At 60.6% G+C, this 12,960-nt stretch carries 10 protein-coding genes; 7 read left to right on the top strand and 3 right to left on the bottom strand.

Annotated elements, in window-relative coordinates; translation table 11 throughout:
* Nucleotides 1–63 precede the first annotated feature (63 nt).
* Together AC0V6N_RS10525 and AC0V6N_RS10520 are read right to left on the bottom strand one after the other, a co-directional pair.
* On the bottom strand, nt 64–942 hold the full coding sequence (locus AC0V6N_RS10525; RefSeq protein ID WP_486171510.1) for an MBL fold metallo-hydrolase: 879 nt from the start codon (nt 940–942) through the stop codon (nt 64–66).
* Between the two features lie 18 nt (nt 943–960).
* Entirely contained in the window at nt 961–1,359 is a 399-nt protein-coding gene (locus AC0V6N_RS10520) for a DUF1761 domain-containing protein (protein ID WP_486171509.1), read from the bottom strand.
* A gap of 68 nt (nt 1,360–1,427) precedes the next feature.
* Here AC0V6N_RS10520 and rimO point away from each other — a divergent pair, with 68 nt between their 5' ends.
* The 7 genes from rimO to AC0V6N_RS10485 all read left to right on the top strand — a co-directional run bounded on the left by rimO (nt 1,428) and on the right by AC0V6N_RS10485 (nt 11,917).
* Nucleotides 1,428–2,804, top strand: a complete 1,377-nt coding sequence (rimO, locus tag AC0V6N_RS10515; protein ID WP_486171508.1) for a 30S ribosomal protein S12 methylthiotransferase RimO — start codon at nt 1,428–1,430, stop codon at nt 2,802–2,804.
* Nucleotides 2,805–3,002: 198 nt separating this feature from the next.
* Nucleotides 3,003–3,791 (top strand): transglutaminase-like domain-containing protein, encoded by a 789-nt coding sequence (locus AC0V6N_RS10510; RefSeq protein ID WP_486171507.1) that lies wholly within the window; start codon nt 3,003–3,005, stop codon nt 3,789–3,791.
* A gap of 106 nt (nt 3,792–3,897) precedes the next feature.
* Nucleotides 3,898–5,361 (top strand): glucose-6-phosphate dehydrogenase, encoded by a 1,464-nt coding sequence (zwf, locus tag AC0V6N_RS10505; protein WP_486171506.1) that lies wholly within the window; start codon nt 3,898–3,900, stop codon nt 5,359–5,361.
* The gene (edd, locus tag AC0V6N_RS10500; RefSeq protein WP_486171505.1) at nt 5,354–7,159 is read left to right on the top strand and encodes a phosphogluconate dehydratase; all 1,806 of its coding nucleotides are present in this window, start codon (nt 5,354–5,356) and stop codon (nt 7,157–7,159) included. Before zwf ends, edd begins: the two co-directional genes overlap by 8 nt.
* Nucleotides 7,160–7,162: 3 nt before the next feature.
* Complete coding sequence (locus tag AC0V6N_RS10495) at nt 7,163–8,161, top strand: glucokinase (RefSeq protein ID WP_486171504.1); 999 nt, start codon at nt 7,163–7,165, stop codon at nt 8,159–8,161.
* Nucleotides 8,162–8,169: 8 nt separating this feature from the next.
* The gene (locus tag AC0V6N_RS10490; protein ID WP_486171503.1) at nt 8,170–10,959 is read left to right on the top strand and encodes a phosphoenolpyruvate carboxylase; all 2,790 of its coding nucleotides are present in this window, start codon (nt 8,170–8,172) and stop codon (nt 10,957–10,959) included.
* Nucleotides 10,960–11,077: 118 nt separating this feature from the next.
* Nucleotides 11,078–11,917, top strand: a complete 840-nt coding sequence (locus tag AC0V6N_RS10485; RefSeq protein ID WP_486171502.1) for a L,D-transpeptidase family protein — start codon at nt 11,078–11,080, stop codon at nt 11,915–11,917.
* Between the two features lie 2 nt (nt 11,918–11,919).
* On the opposite strand, the gene tilS is transcribed toward AC0V6N_RS10485, so the two are convergent.
* A complete protein-coding gene (tilS, locus tag AC0V6N_RS10480) occupies nt 11,920–12,870 on the bottom strand; it encodes a tRNA lysidine(34) synthetase TilS (protein ID WP_486171501.1) in 951 nt (316 codons plus the stop codon).
* Nucleotides 12,871–12,960 lie beyond the last annotated feature (90 nt).

Raw genomic sequence — 12,960 nt, 5'->3', positions numbered from 1 at the left:
GCGCTTTTTCACCAGTGAATACTTATTTCACTTCTGATTTGTTCCGGCAACTAAGGGTAAATACTATGGCGTTGACCATTGGCCCTGATCAAGGCGGGCGAGACCGCGTTTTTGCAGGTCAATGAGATGCGCCGTTACGCTCATCTCGGCAGCCCCGATAAGCCGCTTATCCAGGCCCTTATACATATCGGGTATGAAATCCGCGGCGGGCCGAGTGCGCTCTCCCATCAGGCGCAGGATTTGGTTTTCGCGTTGGCGGCGATGGCCGATCATGCCGCGCACCAACTGCTTTGGCTTGGTGATAGCGGCACCATGGGCTGCGTGATAAACCGTGTCTTCGCGCGCCATCAGTTTTTCGAGGCTCGCCATATAGTCGCCCATATCGCCATCAGGCGGGATGACGACGCTGGTCGACCAGCCCATCACATGGTCGCCGGTGAACAGCGCGCCACTTTCTTCCAGAGCGAAACACAGATGGTTCGACGTGTGCCCCGGCGTTGCCACAGCAGTGAGCGTCCAGCCGGTACCGCGCATTTGCTCGCCATCCTCAAGCACGCGGTCAGGCTCATAGGTTGTGTCGAAGGCCTCATCCGAACGCGGGCCGGTAACCTCGAGCACTAGCGGCGCACAGCCCACCACCGGAGCGCCGGTGCGTTCAGCCAGCGGCGCTGCGGCGGGTGAGTGATCGCGGTGCGTATGCGTGCACATGATCGCGAGCAGCTTTCGTTCCCCGATGGCAGCCTCAATCGCTTCGATATGCGCCGCTTCGTTCGGACCCGGATCGATCACTGCGCAATCAGGACCATCGACTTGCCCCACCACATAGGTCTGTGTCCCAGTATAGGTGTAGGGCGAAGGATTGGGCGCAAGCACGCGCATCACCAATGGCTCGACCGGATCGGCAAGGCCTGTCGGCCATGGCTTTGGGGGGATAGCTGGCATGTGGCTGAGTGTAGACCTTTACAGGAACAACAGGAAGACGCCGCCCATTGCGGCCATTCCGACGATGAAGTGCGCTGCATCGATCGCAAACAGCAATCCGCTGCGGCGCTGGAACAGGTAGTTGATCCCCATTGCTGGCACCATGACGCCAACCGCAAAGCCAATCGACATCATCATGACTACATGGGTTTCAGGCGAAGTGCGGGCGATCAGGTGCCACAGCACCATCGCGATCAGTATTTCGAACAGGAAGCACAGCCCGAAGATTTTGGCCGGATTGCCGCCATTGACCTCTTCATCAGACAGCCCGGTTTCGCGCTGCCAGACCTTACCGAACAGCACCCCATACCACAGCGCCCCTACTGCGAAGAACGCCACCGCTCCGGCCAGCACAGGCCATAGTGCAAAGTCACTCATTGATTGATCCCTCCCTTTGCACCTGTCTCTAGCGCAAAGCGCGCCGCGCGTGTAGAGGGCGCGGCATCATGAGTTCCACTACCTCTCTTCCAGACGCCAAACGCGTCGGCATGGTCTCGCTTGGCTGCCCTAAGGCTTTGGTCGATAGCGAGCGTATCCTCACGCGGTTGCGCGCCGATGGCTATGCGATGAGCCCCGACTATGACGGCGCCGACGTCGTGCTCGTCAACACCTGCGGCTTCCTCGACAGCGCGAAGGAGGAGAGCCTTGCCGCAATCGGTGAGGCTATCGCTGAGAACGGGCGCGTGATCGTGACCGGCTGCATGGGCGATGAGGCAGATGCGATCCGTGCCGCGCACCCGCAAGTGCTCGCTGTCACCGGTGCGCATCAGTATGAGCAGGTGGTGGAGGCCGTGCACGAGCATGCGCCGCCCAGCCAAGGGCCGTTTGTCGACCTGATACCGCAGCCCGACGTGAAGCTCACGCCGCGCCATTACAGCTATCTCAAGATCTCCGAAGGCTGCAATCACTCCTGCTCGTTCTGCATCATCCCGGATCTTCGCGGGAAGCTCTCCAGCCGACGTATCGACGCGGTGCTGCGCGAGGCGGAGAAGCTGGTCGCAGCAGGCACGCGCGAGCTGCTGGTGATCTCTCAGGACACCTCGGCTTACGGCGTCGACACTCGCCATGAGACCAAGCCTTGGAAGGGCCGTGAACCCCGCGCGCACATGACGGACCTTGCGCGCGAGCTTGGCCAGCTGACCACGCCAGAGGGCACACCTCCATGGGTGCGGCTCCATTACGTCTACCCCTATCCTCATGTCGATCAGGTCATCCCGCTGATGGCTGAAGGGTTGCTGACCCCCTATCTCGACATCCCGTTCCAGCATGCTGCGCCATCTGTGCTCAAGTCGATGCGACGCCCTGCTAACGAGGCGAAGGTGCTTGCCCGGCTCAAGAGCTGGCGCGACGTCTGCCCTGATATCGCCATCCGGTCCTCCTTCGTTGTTGGCTTTCCCGGAGAGACCGAGGCTGACTTCCAGTATTTGATCGAATGGCTGGAGGAAGCGCAGCTCGACCGCGTGGGTGCCTTCCGGTTTGAGCCGGTCGAAGGCGCTGCGGCCAACGCGCTGCCGAACCCTGTGCCCGAGGAGGTGAAGGAGGAGCGCTATGCTCGCCTGATGGAGGTCACCGAGCGCATCTCTGCTGCCAAGCTTCAAGCCAAAGTGGGTCGCACTCTGCCCGTCATCATCGACGAGGTCGGTGAGCCAGACGAGGACGGCGATATTGGCGCCACAGGCCGCAGCCAAGCCGATGCGCCTGAGATCGACGGTGCTGTCTACCTGCGCAACGTGCCCGAAAGCACCGCGCAAGGCGCGATCGTTGAGGTCCAGATCGAGGAAGCCGATGCTCACGACCTGTATGGTGTGATTACAGGTACTTAGCTGAGACATGGACCGCATGTTACACGGTCCTGGGAAAGAAAAATTCGCGCAGCCGCACCTTGCAAAATCACCACGGATTGCAGGGCAAGGGAGCAGGTTTTCCGGCATCCCCTATGCCTAGTCGGAAAGAGCGAGGTAGGAAAATGCCCGATCACCAACCGCCAAGGAACTTCTAACCGCCACCGCGTTACATAGACCATGACCGTTTCCATCACCTCCCGTTTTGCCTTCACCTGCGAAGAGCCGACCTCTGTGCTGCTGCATTTTGAAGCTGCGCGGCTGGCTGAGCAGGCGGTGCTTGAGGCGACGACACGGATTGATGGTGCGGGCGAGTCTCTGCGCACCCCAGCGCATGATGGCATTGGTGAACGTGTTTCCTTTGAGGCGCGCGGCCGGATTGAGGTCGCTTATGAGGCGGTGGTGAAACCATCGCGCGAGCTGTCTCCACTGGCAGGACTTCGCGCATTGCCTGTGCATCAATTGCCAGGTGAGGCGGTGCCGTATTTGTTCGATTCCCGATATTGCCGTTCAGACGAATATCACGCGCTGGTCGAAGGCGAATTTGCAGGAACTTGCGGCGGCGCGCGCATTGCGGCGATCCGCGACTGGATCGCTCAGAACTTCACCTATGCGCCCGGAGCCTCCGGCCCCGCAACCGACGCGACCGACAGCTTTATCGCGCGCGAAGGGGTGTGCCGCGACTATGCCCATGTGTTGGTGACGCTCGCCCGTGCTTCAGCGATCCCAGCGCGTTACGTGGCCTGCTATGCGCCCGGTGTGACACCGCAGGATTTCCATGCGGTGGCGGAAGTTTTTCTGAGCACGAGTGACGGAAATGGCGCAGGCTGGCACCTGGTCGATGCGACCCGGATGGCGGACCTTGCAAAGGCTGCCATAATCGGGGTGGGGCGCGATGCGGCAGACGTTTCATTCGCCACCAGCTTTGGCCCGATGCTGTTCGAATATAGCGCCGTCGACGTAACGTAATCAGTTGCCCTTGCGCACTTATCTAACCTTTTCGCACATGCAATAATTCTTTGATTGCAGGGCTAGGCGCATATCGGTAACGCCCCAATCATATTTGGGGATCGCAATGACCAATTTTTCGGCTGATAAACTGCTTTTGTTCGGGGCGACCGGCGACCTTTCGCGGCGCAAGCTGCTGCCTAGCCTTTGCGCGCTTGATGCAGATGGCCTGCTGCCCGAAAACCTCGCAATAATCGGCACTGCGCGCAGTGAAATCGACGATGCGGGTTTTCGCGACATGGCGCGCGCCGCACTAGAAGAGTTTTTGCCCGCAGAGCGGCGTGGCAGCATGGCAACCTTCCTCAACCGCTTATCGTATCAGCAACTCGATGCGAGCAGCCTGGATGGCTTCACGGGACTGGCTGACAAGGTCAATTCAGTGGGCGTGGCCGATGGCGGGATCGCGATATTCCTCTCAACTGCACCAAGCCTGTTTGGGCCGACAATTGCAGGGTTGGAACATGCGGGGCTGACGGGCGAAAAGGTACGCATGTGCCTTGAAAAGCCGCTCGGCACGGACCTTGAGAGCTCCGCAGTCATCAATGACGCCGTGGCGGAGGCGTTTAGCGAAGACCGCATTTTCCGCATCGACCACTATCTCGGCAAAGAGACGGTGCAGAACCTGCTCGCCTTGCGGTTTGCGAACATTCTGTTTGAGCCGATCTGGAATTCGAACATTATCGAACATGTCCAGATTACCGTGGCGGAGACTGTGGGCCTCGAAGGGCGCGTCGCGTTTTATGACGATGCGGGCGCTTTGCGGGATATGGTGCAGAACCATATGCTCCAATTGCTTGCGCTTGTGGCGATGGAGCCGCCCACCAGCTTTGATGCGACCGCTGTGCGGGATGAGAAGGTGAAAGTGCTGCGCGCGCTTCGGGCACCTGAGGCGAATGAAACGGTGACGGGTCAGTACCGCGCGGGCGCGATCGGTGGGCAAGCGGTGCCGGGTTACGACGAAGAGCTGGGCAAGGATTCCACCACCGAAACCTACACCGCGATCAAAGCCCACGTGGACAATTGGCGTTGGAGAGGCGTGCCGTTTTACTTGCGCACGGGCAAGCGCCTGCCGCAACGAGTGACCGAAATTTTCGTGCAGTTCCGCTGTGTGCCGCACTCCATTTTTGAAGGGATGCAAGCGCCCGGTTCTGCTGGTCTTCAACCCAACAGTCTGCTGATCGAAATTCAGCCGGAAGAGAACATTACGCTCTCGCTGATGGCGAAGGTTCCGGGCCTTGATGAAGGCGGCGTGCGTTTGCGTGAAGTGCCGCTGGAGATCACCATGCCCGATGCCTTTGTCGGCTCACATCGCCGGATCGCTTATGAGCGCCTGCTGCTCGACCTGATCAAGGGTGATCAGACATTGTTCGTGCGCCGTGATGAGGTCGAAGCGCAATGGGAATGGGTCGATGCGATCCGCGCTGAGTGGGAGGCAAAAGGCGTGACGCCTAAAACCTACACCGCTGGCACTTGGGGGCCGACGGCTGCCATCGCCTTGGCTGAACGCGAAGGGGTGAGCTGGCATGAGTGATCTTCATGATGTGATCCACCGCGTAACGCAGCGGGTGATTGAAAGCTCGCGTGACGGCCGACAAGCCTATCTCGACCTGATGAAGCGCGAAGGCGACCGCCGCCCAGAGCGTGAAGCGGTAAGCTGTTCCGTGCTCGCCCATGCCTTTGCTGGTGCGCTCGAAGACCAAGACGCGATGAAGGAAAATCGCGGGCCCAATATTGGCATCGTAACCGCTTACAATGACATGCTATCCGCGCATCAGCCCTATGGCCGCTATCCTGACCGCATGAAGATTTATGCCCGCGAGGTTGGCGCGACCGCGCAGGTTGCAGGCGGCACGCCGGCGATGTGCGATGGCGTCACGCAGGGCGAAGACGGGATGGAGCTTTCGCTCTTCTCGCGCGACAATATTGCGATGGCGGCGGGCGTTGCTCTGAGCCATCAAATGTATGACGGTGCGGCGTTCCTTGGCATTTGCGATAAGATTGTGCCGGGCCTGCTGATGGGCGCGCTGCGCTTTGGTCATTTGCCCGCGATCTTTGTGCCCTCTGGCCCCATGCCGAGCGGCATTTCGAACAAGCAAAAGCAGGAAACCCGCCAGAAATATGCATCGGGCGAAGTGGGCCGTGATGTCCTGCTTGAGAGCGAGCTGGGTTCTTATCATTCACCGGGCACCTGCACCTTTTTCGGCACCGCCAATTCCAACCAGATGATGATGGAGATGATGGGGCTGCATGTCCCGGGCTCCGCGTTCGTCCAACCGGGCACGAAGCTGCGCCAAGGGCTAGACCGCGCGGCCGTCCATCGTTTGGTAGAGCTGTCCGGCACGACGGAGCGGACGCTGGCGCAAGTGGTCGATGAGAAAGCGATCATCAACGCGGCCATCGGCCTGCTCGCTACCGGCGGATCGACCAATCACGCGATCCACATCCCCGCCATGGCGCGCGCCGCTGGCATTCGGTTCGACTGGAGCGACCTGTCGGAACTTTCCAGCGTCGTCCCGCTGCTCGCCCGCGTCTATCCCAACGGCTCTGGCGATGTGAACCAGTTCCACCATGCAGGCGGTATGGGCTATGTGATCGGCGAATTGCTAGAGGCGGGCCTTGCCCACCGCGATATCCTCACCGTGTGGGAAGGGGGCTTTGACGCCTACACTGCAGAGCCGGTTTGGGAGGACGAAGCGCTTCAATGGAGCCGCGTTACCGAAAGCCGCGATGACACAATGCTGCGCTCGGCGAGCGAGCCATTCCAACCCGATGGCGGGATGAAGCTGCTGACTGGCAATCTGGGCCGCGCCTGCTTCAAATCCTCTGCTGTTGCGAAAGGGCGTTGGACCATCGAGGCACCGTGCCGCGTCTTCGAAAACCAAAGCGATGTAACCGCCGCTTTTAAAGCAGGTGAGCTGGACAAGGATGTTGTGGTCGTCGTGCGTTTCCAAGGGCCGCGTGCCAATGGAATGCCTGAGCTTCACTCGCTCACCCCTGCGCTCGCCGTGTTGCAAGATAAGGGGCACAAAGTCGCACTCGTCACAGATGGCCGCATGTCGGGAGCCTCGGGCAAGGTGCCCGCAGCGATCCATTGCACGCCAGAGGCGCTGGGTGGAGGGCCGCTCAGCTTGTTGCATGACGGCGATGTCGTACGCGTCTGCGCAGAGACAGGCGCGCTTTCGACAGATGCTGACCTGTCCACCCGCACGCCTGCGCAAGACCCAATGCCCGAATGGGGCGTGGGCCGCGAATTATACCGCATGATGCAGGTGCAAGCTGACGGCGCAGAGCAAGGCGCCTCCGCCATGCTCGCCAGCGCTGGCCTCTGAAGTATGAGTGGCGGGAGGGAAATTGTCGCAGTTGATATTGGCGGGACGCATGCGCGCTTCGCCATTGCCAGCATCGCCGCTGACGGCACGATTGAGCTGGGCGAGCCAATCACGCTCCACACCGAAACCCATGCCAGTTTTCAGACCGCGTGGGAGGATTACCGTGAGCGGATGGGCGGCAGCTTGCCGCAAGATGTGGCGATGGCGGTGGCGGGCCAGATCAAGCCTGACATTATCCGCTTCACCAACAATCCCTGGATCATTCGCCCGCCTTTGATCGCGGAAAAGCTGGGCTGTGCGCGGCATCTGATCGTCAATGATTTCGAAGCGGTCGCCCATGCCGCCGCCCGCGCGCCTGCGGACCAGTTCTTACATCTCACTGGCCCCGAGGGCGAATTGCCCGCATCAGGCACGATCAGCGTGCTTGGCCCCGGTACAGGCCTTGGCGTGGCGCATTTCTGGCGTGACGGGCGGGGCCACTACCGCGTGCAAGCGACCGAGGGCGGCCACGGCGATTTTGCTCCGCTCGACGCCATCGAAGACGCAATCCTTGCCCGCCTCCGCAAACGCCTCACCCGTGTCTCGACCGAGCGCGTGGTTTCCGGCCCCGCTATTGTCGACATCTACCAAGCGCTCGCCGCAATGGAGGGGCGCGCCGTCGTGGAACAAGACGATGTTGCGATCTGGACCGCTGGCACTTCTGCCCAGTCAGACGGTGGCGACAGTCTGGCCGCTGCCGCCGTTGACCGTTTCTGCCTCTCGCTAGGCTCCGTCGCAGGCGATATCGCGCTTGTTCAAGGGGCAAGCGGTGTCGTTATTGCTGGCGGGCTTGGCTATCGCATCCGCGACACGCTGCTCGCCTCCGGCTTTGCCGACCGATTCTGTGCCAAGGGGCGCTTTGCTGGCCTGATGGCAACGCTCCCTGTTAAACTCATCACCCATCCGCAGCCCGGCTTGCTCGGCGCAGCCGCCGCCTTTGCGCAAACCCATATGGAAGCCTGATCCTCCCCATGACACTCCCATTGAACTCGATCTCTGACCTCAGCGCCCGCCTGCAAGAACTGCACGCCCGCACGCGCGAGACACCACTCTTCAACCCGGTCTTCCAACTGGGCCTCGACCTGTCGCGCGCGCTTGAAGGGGACGTTATGGACCTCAACGCGCTCGAAAGCCTCATCGAAGACCTTGAATGCACCAGTCTGAAGGCTCGCGCCAAACGTTTGGAGCGCTTGGCTGCTCCCGTCGCTCCTGCCGCGAACACGCAGGCGCTTAGCGATTTGTTCGTGCGCGATGGTGAATTTGACGCGTTCAAAGCGCGTTGGGAAACCCCGCATCTCCACGCTGTATTTACCGCGCACCCCACTTTTCTGATGACACCCGCTCAAACCAAAGCGGTGGCAGAGGCTGCCAGCAGCGGCAAAGCAATTGACAAGGCCGCCTGTGAGCTTGGGTCAGACCGCCCCGCCGTCACGCTCGATTATGAGCATGGTCAGGCGATGGCTGCGATTGCCCATGCGCAGGATGCGCGCGCTGACATGGTGCGAGAGGCGTTGACCCATGCGGCCAAGGCGTGGCCCGATCAGTGGCAGGAAATCACGCCGCTGCCGTTCCGTTTCGCGACTTGGGTCGGATACGACATGGACGGGCGCACCGACATCAAATGGTACACCTCGATCCGTTTCCGCCTGTCGGAAAAGGCTGAAAGGCTGGAGCGCTATGCCGCTGATCTGGAAGCGATTGATGCGGGTCACGCTCTGGTTGCGACTTTGCGTTCAGGCGGCGAGCATGCGGCGAAAAGCGCTGAGGATTTTGCGGGTGATCTGACGGCTCCGGCGGACCTTTCCGCTGCCGCCAACCGCTTGACCGCTGACGATCCAGCAAAGCTCACTTCGCTTGATGGCATTATCGCTCAGCTCGAAAAAGAAGCGGGCGCGGCTGATGACACTGCCCACGCTGTCGCGCTCAAGACACTGGCGGCGACGATGCGCGCCGATGGCCTTGGCATGGCGCATTTGCACTTCCGAGTGAATGCAAAGCAGCTCCACAACGCGATCCGCGCGCATCTGCACGAGACGCCAGAATTGGACCTTGCGAGCAAAGGCGCGATGGCGACGTTGCGCAAGATGCTCGCCGAAGTGGAGCCCAAGGCGACCAACTTTGCGAGCCTTGCGATTGAAAGCTCTACTGCGACCCGGCAATTCCTCGCGATGGCGCAGATCCTCGGCCATATTGATGCCGACACGCCAATCCGCATGCTGATTGCGGAGTGCGAGCAGCCTTCCACCGTCCTAGCCGCACTCTATTTTGCGCGCGCCTTTGGGATTGAGGGCAAGGTCGATGTCTCGCCTTTGTTTGAGACCGAAAGTGCGCTGGAACATGGTGGTCGCTTCCTCGAAGCGCTCTGCGCTGAAGAGCAATATCGCGAATACGCGAAACTGCGCGGTCGCATGTGTATCCAGACGGGGTTCTCGGATGCAGGGCGGTTTGTGGGGCAAATCCCTGCAAGTCTCGCAATTGAGCGTCTGCAGGGTCGCATGGCGCAAGCAATGGCCCGGCATAACCTTACGGGGGTCGCCGCGCTCATCTTTAATACCCACGGCGAAAGCATGGGTCGCGGCGCGCATCCTTCGGGCTATGCGGATCGCCTGACATGGCCGCTGAGCGAATGGGCGCGCAGTCGCTTTCACCGGCAAGGGATTGAGCTGGAGCCAGAGGTCAGCTTCCAAGGCGGCGATGGCTATATCCATTTTGCCGGAACCGAGCTTGCGCGCGCGACGTTGACGCGGATCATCACGGAAGGGCCAGAGCGTTCTGAGGTGTGCGCTGATCCGCTTTATACGCGTACGGATATCAGCCTCGATTTCTACCGCGCCATTCGCGCGCATCAGCGTGATCACCTGCGCAGCCAGACCTATTCGCGCGCAGTGACCGCGTTCGGTCTTGGCCTTCTCAATTCCACCGGCAGCCGCGTTTCACGTCGTCAGTCTGACCTCAGCGCTGATCGCGATATGAACCTGCGCCAGATCCGCGCTATCCCGCACAATTCAATCCTTCAGCAGCTAGGCTATCCGGTGAATGTCATCGCCGGTATCGGTGCGGCTGCGGATGGCAATTACGAAGAGATCGCTGCGCTTTTGAGCGAAAGTGAGCGGGGTCAGCAGCTGCTTCGCCTCGCGCGCACCTCGAACGCGCTTGCCAGCGTGAAGACAGTCGCCGCGCATGGCGAGCTGTTCAACTCCGCCTATTGGGCAACGCGCCCCTATCGCGGGACAGAGCCGCATTTGTCCGCCGCGTGTGAAGGATTGGCAGAATATCTCACCAAAGATGATCGCGCCGGTGTCTATCGCCGACTGGCATCGCGTTTGCGTGTGGATGCGCTTAAATTCCACCGCCTGCTCGACCATTTGCCCGAAGAAGAGCCCGCACCTGCAATGCAGGAAACCCGGCGGATGATTGGCGCGGCGCAAGCTTTGCGCCTCGCGTTGATGCAGCACATTTTCCTTAAAGCGGTGTCTGTTCCAGCCTTTAGCCGCGCGAATGATATCAGCCGCGAAGATGTGCTCGAAATGGTGTTCTCCTTGCGGATCGAAGACGCGCTTGCCCAAATGCGCCGCGCCTTCCCGACAAGCTTCCCGTCATTGGATGATTTCGCGATGGATGCGCCTGCGGGTTATCCTGACGAGGAGAACGAAGGCTACGCACAGATCAACCGCGATTATGTCGACCCGATTGAGCGCGCTTACGCCTTGATGCTGCGGCTGTCAGTGGCGATCGCCAATCAGTTCGGCGCCCACGGGTAAGCTTGCCCCTTAACCTTTGTCTAGCCTGCGTCCCTCGAAGGGACGCTGCGGGGTTAGTCACTGGTAGTTAAGCACAAAACAGGGCATATAGGACGCCATGAAAGAAGGATTATCGGACATGGCTTTCAAGAATATCCGTTTGGCCACTGTGGTCGGTCTGGCTGCGCTGACAGGCGGCGCATCAATCGCTATTGGGCAGACCTCTGCGGATGATGCGGCGGATGCTGCATTGGAAGTGGCAGCCGATGCCGAGGACGCGATCCGGGCGATCGACCCGACAACAGGTGGGGACTCGCTGATACTCGATCCCAGCCTGCCGCAGCCTTATGGTCCTGAAAGCATTGATGAAGTTGCGCTTCCCGAACTGCCACCTGCCGGTAGTGTTGAGGCGCAATTGCCGACTGTTGAGCCACGCGGCCCGGCAGCGCGCATGATTTCACGCCCGGAAGTGCAAGACATTCCAGCCCCCGCTCCGGCGGCGCAAAGCGATGACCCGTTTGTGATCAAGAGCATCCTGCCGATCGAAGGCACGATCCGTTACGGCGAGTGGTTCTGGGACGAATCGCGTGCGCCTGCGACCGGCAAACTGGTGATGACCGTTGACCTTGATGCGCGCGTTATCAGCGTGTTCCGCGATGGCCATGAAATCGGCACCGCGGTTGCTCTGCTGGGCACACAAGATCACCCTACTCCGCTTGGTACCTTCCCGATCCTGACCAAGGAAAAGGACAATGTCTCGGAGAAGTACAACAACGCGCCCATGCCATGGACGCTGCGATTGACGTGGGACGGAATCGCGATTCACGGTTCGCCGGTTGCCAATGGCTTTGCCTCGCATGGCTGTATAGGTGTTCCGGATGAGTTCGCGGAGAAGCTGTTCGATATTGCCCGGCGCGGTGACAAAGTCGTGATCACGCGCGGTCAGATGGCGACTGTCGGCGATCGCTTAATGTCTTGAGTTTAATGAGTGTTGCGGGGAGGCTCTGTGCTGAACCGCCATACGCGCATTTCCACGCCAACTTTCTCGACTTTCTCAATCGACGGGACGGCCAGCACTCCGCCGAGCGAAGCATTGTGCCCGCGCCATAGCCGGTCGGCTGCGCGACCCGCTTCGCCACGGCTTACCCGTCCGCCAAGCTTGCAGATAATGTGGCAAATCGTCTCAATCTGGATGATGCGCGGGACATTGGCGCAATACAGATAGGTCGGCGCGCCTTCCTCATCGCGCTCAAGCGAAACCATTTCCTCGCGATCCAACTCGGCATACCATTCCAGTGCGCGCCATCCTTCGGCGATGTATCCTGCACTTGCGGCCAGCGCGTGAGCATCGAGCCAGTCATTAGCGGCCAGATGTTGGCGCACACGCACTCTGTCGAATGCAGCGTTGGTGTTGGACGGATCGAGAGCAGGCGAAAGGCCAACCGCATTCACCGCGTCCTCCAGTTCCGCTTTGCGCGCCCATAGCAGCGGGCGAATAAGCGCGATGTCGCTATCGGGCAGCAGGGTTGTGGCGCGCACACCGGAAAGCCCTGCAAGTCCGCTGCCCCGCGCAAGGCGCATCAGCAAGGTCTCTGCCTGATCATCGGTGTGGTGGGCGGTTGCAACCGCGCCCAGCTGCGCATCGACTGCCCATTCGCGCAAGGCTCTGTAGCGAGCCTCACGTGCTTTTGCCTGGAGGTTGCCCGCGCTGACTTCCACGCGAATGGCGGTGAAGGGGACTTCGAGTGCGTTGCAAAGCGCCGCGACCAGAGCCACCTCATTGGGCGCTTCCTCACGCAAACCATGATCGACGCTCACCACTGCGATTTCACCGGGCAACACGTCATGGGCGAGCAAAAGCAGAGCAAGACTGTCGGGGCCGCCCGATACGGCAAGGCCTAGGGGTCCTTCGCGATCTTCAACCGGCCACAACTCGTCAAGCGCGGCGCGAAACCGCTCGGTCAGGTCAGGGTCAAGCTGCCCAAGATCAATCTGCGTATCAATCAGAGCCCCCTAAACGCC

This window comes from Erythrobacter sp. S57(2025) (assembly GCF_057365055.1).
The sequence above is the reverse complement of the archived record's forward strand: the minus strand, read 5'-3'. Positions and strand labels throughout refer to the sequence as shown.

What these genes read in the sequence shown, in the direction of transcription:
- AC0V6N_RS10525 (WP_486171510.1), bottom strand. Translation starts at nt 942, where the DNA reads ATGCCAGCTATCCCCCCAAAGCCATGGCCGACAGGCCTTGCCGATCCG.
- AC0V6N_RS10520 (WP_486171509.1), bottom strand. Translation starts at nt 1,359, where the DNA reads ATGAGTGACTTTGCACTATGGCCTGTGCTGGCCGGAGCGGTGGCGTTC.
- rimO (WP_486171508.1), top strand. Translation starts at nt 1,428, where the DNA reads ATGAGTTCCACTACCTCTCTTCCAGACGCCAAACGCGTCGGCATGGTC.
- AC0V6N_RS10510 (WP_486171507.1), top strand. Translation starts at nt 3,003, where the DNA reads ATGACCGTTTCCATCACCTCCCGTTTTGCCTTCACCTGCGAAGAGCCG.
- zwf (WP_486171506.1), top strand. Translation starts at nt 3,898, where the DNA reads ATGACCAATTTTTCGGCTGATAAACTGCTTTTGTTCGGGGCGACCGGC.
- edd (WP_486171505.1), top strand. Translation starts at nt 5,354, where the DNA reads ATGAGTGATCTTCATGATGTGATCCACCGCGTAACGCAGCGGGTGATT.
- AC0V6N_RS10495 (WP_486171504.1), top strand. Translation starts at nt 7,163, where the DNA reads ATGAGTGGCGGGAGGGAAATTGTCGCAGTTGATATTGGCGGGACGCAT.
- AC0V6N_RS10490 (WP_486171503.1), top strand. Translation starts at nt 8,170, where the DNA reads ATGACACTCCCATTGAACTCGATCTCTGACCTCAGCGCCCGCCTGCAA.
- AC0V6N_RS10485 (WP_486171502.1), top strand. Translation starts at nt 11,078, where the DNA reads ATGGCTTTCAAGAATATCCGTTTGGCCACTGTGGTCGGTCTGGCTGCG.